Source organism: Streptomyces sp. O3 (genome assembly GCF_054788135.1).
Map to the genome: position 1 here is coordinate 30,154 of NZ_JBTVYK010000045.1, position 2,827 is coordinate 32,980.

Genomic DNA, 2,827 nt, shown 5'->3' on the forward strand with positions numbered 1-2,827 from the left:
ACCCCACCGCGAGAGGACGGACCGACCATGACCGAGCAGGAACCCCCGAAGGCGCCGGAACTGACCGAGGGCGAGCGCGGCTTCGTCCACCAGGTCGCCAAGCACTACAAGGACACCGACAACATGGCCTGGAACACCGGCTATGTCTTCGGCTACCTGATGATCTGCTTCCCGGTCGAGCAGCGCGCCAGCGAGATCGTCAAGGCGCTCGGCGTCCAGCGGGAGGACGTCGACCACGCCGCGAAGCTGCTCGCCACACCGGGCGTCTTCGAGAAGCGCGAGGAGCCCGGCAGCGACGACTACTGGATGTCACTCCCGGAGCACAACTGGCCCAAGGCCGTGCGCTATTCGCTCACCAACGTGCCGAGGTTCCACGAGCACCTCAAGCGGGGCCTGGAGGTCCTGGACGGCGCGTCCGACGAACGCCGCGAACGCCTCGTCGTCCTGGAGCGGCTCTACAGCCACCTGGCCGTCGAGATCCCCGCGGTGTTCGACCGCTTCGAGACCGCCACGGCCAAGTGACCCAGCAGGGCGCCCCCGCTCCCGCCGCCGCGCCCGCCACGGCGCGGCGGCTGTCGCCCGAGCACCTCGGGTCCCCCGCGTTCCGACGCGACCACGGGGTGCGCTACGCCTACGTCGCCGGGGCGATGTTCAAGGGCACCGCGTCCGAGGACATGGTCCAGCGGATGGGCCGGGCCGGGCTGCTCGGCTACTTCGGCACCGGCGGGCTGCGTACCGAACGCGTCGAAACGGCGATCCGCACCCTCACCGCCGCCCTGGGCGGCGAGCACGCCTGGGGCATGAACCTGCTGAGCACGCCCAGCGCCCCCCGCAAGGAAGACGAACTCGTCGACCTCCTCCTCGCGCGCCGCGTCCGGCGCGTGGAGGCGGCCGCGTTCATCCAGATGTCGCCCGCCCTGGTCCGCTACCGCGTCACCGGGCTCACCCGTACCCCGGACGGCCGCGTGGCCGCCGCGAACAAGGTGCTCGGCAAGGTGTCCCGGCCCGAGACGGCCGAGGCCTTCCTCGGCCCGCCGCCGCCCGCCGTCGTCCAGGACCTGCTGCGGGCCGGGCGCGTCACCGCCGAAGAGGCCGACCTCGCGGCGCACATCACCATGGCCGACGACCTGTGCGTCGAGGCTGACTCCGGCGGCCACACCGACCAGCGGCCCCTGGTCACCCTGCTGCCCGACATGGTGCGGCTGCGCGCACGGGTCGCGGCCGCGCACCGCCCGGCCGAAGCCGTGCGGGTCGGGGTCGCGGGCGGCATCGGCACGCCCGACGCCGTGGCCGCCGCGTTCATGATGGGCGCCGACTTCGTCCTCACCGGCTCCGTCAACCAGTGCACCGTCGAGGCGGGCACCAGCGACGCCGCCAAGGACCTGCTCCAGCAGGCGGGCGTCCAGGACACCGCGATCGTGCCCGCGGGCGACATGCTGGAGATCGGCGCCAAGGCCCAGGTACTGCGCAAAGGGCTGCTCTTCCCGGCCCGCGCCAACAAGCTGTACGAGCTGTATCTGCGCCACGACTCACTCGACGAGCTCGACGCCAGGACCGCCCGGCAGATCCAGGAGAAGTTCTTCCGCCGCACCTTCGACGACGTGTGGCAGGAGACCGCCGCCTATCTGCGGGGCAGCGACCCCGACCAGCTGGCCGCCGCCGAGCGGGACCCCAAGCTCAAGATGATCCTGACCTTCAAGTGGTACTTCGTGCACTCCACCCGGCTCGCCATGCGCGGCTCGGCCGAACAGCGCGTCGACTACCAGATCCCCTGCGGCCCCGCGATGGGAGCGCTCAACTCCCTGCTGCGCGGCACCGCACGCGAGGACTGGCGCGCCCGCCACGTGGACGACCTGGCAGAACTCCTCATGGACGGCGCGGCACGGCTGTGGCAGCGGCGCATCGACGAGACCGCCGCCCTCCAGAAAGGCTCGATGTGACCGTCATCCACGTCTTCCCCGGCCAGGGCGCACACCGCGTGGGCATGGGAGAGGAGCTGTTCGCGACCTACCCGCACCTGGTCCGCCAGGCCGACCGGATCCTCGGCTACTCTCTCAGCGACCTGTGCCTCAAGGGCCCCGAACAGCGGCTCTCCGACACCCGCCACACCCAGTGCGCCATGTACACGGTGGGCGCCCTGTCGTACGTCGACCGGGTGCGCACCACCGGCGAGATCCCCGACTTCGTGGCCGGACACAGCCTCGGCGAGTACGTCGCCCTGTTCGCCGCCGGGGCCTTCGACTTCGCCACCGGACTCGAACTCGTCGCCAAACGCGCCGCGTTGATGGCCGACGCGGGCCCCGGCGCGATGGCCGCGGTACTCGGCGTCACCGCCGACCGGGTGCGGGCCGTACTCGCCCGCGACGACGCCCCGCCCGTCGACGTCGCCAACCTCAACGCCCCCGAGCAGACCGTCGTCTCGGGCGCGCCCGACGCCGTCACCGCCGCGAGCGCGCTGCTGAACGAGGAGGCCAAGGCCGTCGTACCGCTCAAGGTCAGCGGCGCCTTCCACTCGCGTCTGATGGCGCCCGCGGCGCGGGAGTTCGAGCGGTTCCTGGCCGGATACCGGTTCGCGCCCCTGCGCATCCCCGTCATCGCCAACGTCACCGCCCGCCCGTACGAGGACCACGAGACCGCCGACCTGCTGGTACGCCAGCTCACCGGCTCCGTGCGGTGGACGGAGTCGGTCGCCCACCTCCTCGACCAGCCGGAGCCCGAGTTCCACGAGCTGGGCCCGGGCCAGGTGCTCACCGGTCTGATCGGCCAGATACGCGCGCAGCGGCCGGTGCCCGCCGGTTCGCCGAGCTGACCCGGAAGGACTTACGAC

The 2,827-nt window shown here is 72.0% G+C and carries 3 protein-coding genes; all 3 read left to right on the forward strand.

Going from position 1 to position 2,827, the window contains the following annotated elements; translation table 11 throughout:
• Positions 1 to 27: 27 nt before the first annotated feature.
• Genes ACX6XY_RS22065 through fabD form a run of 3 tightly spaced genes read left to right on the forward strand, consistent with a single transcriptional unit; the run spans position 28 to position 2,809 of the window.
• Positions 28 to 522, forward strand: a complete 495-nt coding sequence (locus ACX6XY_RS22065; protein ID WP_460333380.1) for a hypothetical protein — start codon at positions 28 to 30, stop codon at positions 520 to 522.
• On the forward strand, positions 519 to 1,940 hold the full coding sequence (locus tag ACX6XY_RS22070) for a PfaD family polyunsaturated fatty acid/polyketide biosynthesis protein (RefSeq protein WP_460333383.1): 1,422 nt from the start codon (positions 519 to 521) through the stop codon (positions 1,938 to 1,940). The genes ACX6XY_RS22065 and ACX6XY_RS22070 overlap by 4 nt, the downstream gene beginning before the upstream one ends.
• On the forward strand, positions 1,937 to 2,809 hold the full coding sequence (fabD, locus tag ACX6XY_RS22075; RefSeq protein WP_460333386.1) for an ACP S-malonyltransferase: 873 nt from the start codon (positions 1,937 to 1,939) through the stop codon (positions 2,807 to 2,809). Before ACX6XY_RS22070 ends, fabD begins: the two co-directional genes overlap by 4 nt.
• Positions 2,810 to 2,827 lie beyond the last annotated feature (18 nt).

Bases quoted from the DNA above. Each gene is read 5' to 3' on its own strand.
- ACX6XY_RS22065 (WP_460333380.1), top strand. From the start codon at position 28: ATGACCGAGCAGGAACCCCCGAAGGCGCCGGAACTGACCGAGGGCGAG.